The sequence below is a fragment of the Spirochaetota bacterium genome, assembly GCA_040756435.1.
In the GTDB taxonomy this organism is placed as follows: Bacteria; Spirochaetota; UBA4802; order UBA4802; family UB4802; genus UBA4802.
Genome location: JBFLZD010000118.1, coordinates 1 through 2,164, shown reverse-complemented (window position 1 = coordinate 2,164; position 2,164 = coordinate 1). Strand labels below are relative to the sequence as shown.

The 2,164-nt window shown below is 33.6% G+C and carries 2 protein-coding genes; both read left to right on the top strand.

The features are described from left to right. A partial coding sequence (locus AB1444_16385) for a hypothetical protein (GenBank protein MEW6528232.1) occupies window positions 1–322 on the top strand: 322 nt, incomplete at its 5' end. Between the two features lie 766 nt (window positions 323–1,088). Further along, window positions 1,089–1,937, top strand: a complete 849-nt coding sequence (locus AB1444_16380) for a toll/interleukin-1 receptor domain-containing protein (GenBank protein ID MEW6528231.1) — start codon at window positions 1,089–1,091, stop codon at window positions 1,935–1,937. Window positions 1,938–2,164: the final 227 nt, after the last annotated feature.

Here is a 2,164-nt window from a genome sequence, read left to right as displayed (position 1 = left end):
TTGCCTTGAATGCCTTATCGTATCGCTTTCTCATAGTGGTATCTTATACCTCCTCCCTTATGTTCAGGAAGAGCTTCATCCACCGTATTTCACTCAAAATATTGTCCAAAATTCAGGGCTCAGCATAATGATCCATGAGTGGACAGATTTAATTGAAGCTTTACAGAAAAAAGCAGCTTCTAAAGGTGCAAATGCGATAATTTTATACCAAGCTGATAAAAACAATATTAGCATGGTTACCTATAACAAACAATTTGGGCTTATCGGAAGCTCTGGTACTCAAAAATCTTTAATTGCAATTGCTATACGTATAATTGAATAAGTCGAAGTCACTTATGGTTTGATCTAAAGCTTCATTTCAAGGGTGTTTCCATGTTAAGAACTTTTATCTCTTCCATTAAACTGTTAACGACATATTGCCAAAACGAGAAAAATGAGAGGATTCATATAAGTATAAAGAGGTCAAAGAAAAGCTTCATTTAGCTGAGGTCAAATAGCAAAATGTATGGGATATAAGCTTTGCATATGTACATGGCCACCTCAAATTATGTTTTATGATGGCGATATCTAATACGGTTAGAAATTTCGCTGTTTTACTTTTAGCCGGGTTATATCGCCTGATAATATATTGCCCTTGAATGACAATAGGCGTATGATTTGACACCAATGATTTTCATTTTTTAAAGTGCAACGATCAAATGAATGATTAACTTCGGTATCAAGAATAGGAAATAAAGAGAAAACATTTTAGGAACTATCATTTCAATATACCAATATTGAAATAAATATCATATTTATAAATTCTGCTTCCTTGGAATTATAAATGACTGGATTTAAATAGATAGAGATAATAACTTAGATAATTTGTTTAAATAATATTTTAATCACATAATTAAGAATCATTCTACAATTTAATATGAAAAATCGGCTAACAACTGCTTTAACCTGACAATTCCTATTGTCACACTTTTTGCGGTCGCGCCCCAGCTACGCTGGGGAACGCTCAGCAAAAAGTGCGCCAAGCCCTTCGGGCCGGAATTGCAGGTTAAGCAAATGTTGGACGGACGCCTTCGGCGCAGGAGGAAATAGTGTCAGTGTTTATAAGTTATTCCCATGAAGATTCAAAAATCGTTGAAAAAATTGCAAAGTATTTAGTTAAAGAAAATCTCCATGTTTGGATTGATAAATGGCAACTAAATTTCGGCGATTCATTAATTCAAAAAGTACAGGATGCAATTTCTGAAGCATCTGTATTGTTAATAATGTTATCTAAAAAATCTGTTGAATCTGAATGGTGTAAAAAAGAATTAACAGCTGGCTTGTTACGAGAATTAGAAGAAAAACGAGTTGTAACAATACCTGTACTTCTTGAAGATTGTCAGATACCTCTATTTTTAAGAGATAAGTATTACGCAGATTTTAGATCTGACTTCCAAAAGGCTATAAGACAATTACAAGATAATTTATTACGAAATACTGATATAAATCTAAATCGAGTAAAGGTAGATAAATACCTAACAGATTGGTCTCTGGATAGTGGTGAAAAAGATGGTGCTTTTTTCCTTAATATTGATTCAGTAAGTTTTTCCGATGAATATGAGTATTCAATTCTTTGCACATTGGATGTAACAGGAAATAGAAAGGCATCAGATCTATATTTTACAAGTGTATCACGTAAGGAAGATCATATTTATGTCAATGAAGTAATTAACTTACTTTATACACTTGATAAAAATGAAGATTTTCGTGTGTTAATTAAAGATAATTTACCCGTATGGAAATATTTTTCTATTTCAGATAGAACAGGTACACTTGAGTATAAAGTTAGAGTTTATGCTAGGCGTATGGGTATAAACAATGGATTTGATATACTCTTTGATTTTGGTAGTATAATACGTATGGTTGAAGAAAAGCGTAAGGAAATTATAAAAAAGTAAGACGTCCAACAACTGCTTCAACCTGATAATTCCTTTTGTCACACTTTTTGCAGTCGCTGCGCTCGGCAAAAAGTGCGCCAATCCCTTCGGGCCGGAATTACAGGTTAAGCAAATGTTAGATTGGCCCTTCGGGCAGAGGAAATGAAATCATGAAGATAGCAGAAAATCGATTGATTGCTTATCTCGATGTTCTTGGTTTTTCGAACCTACTAGCGACCGAGAATTTA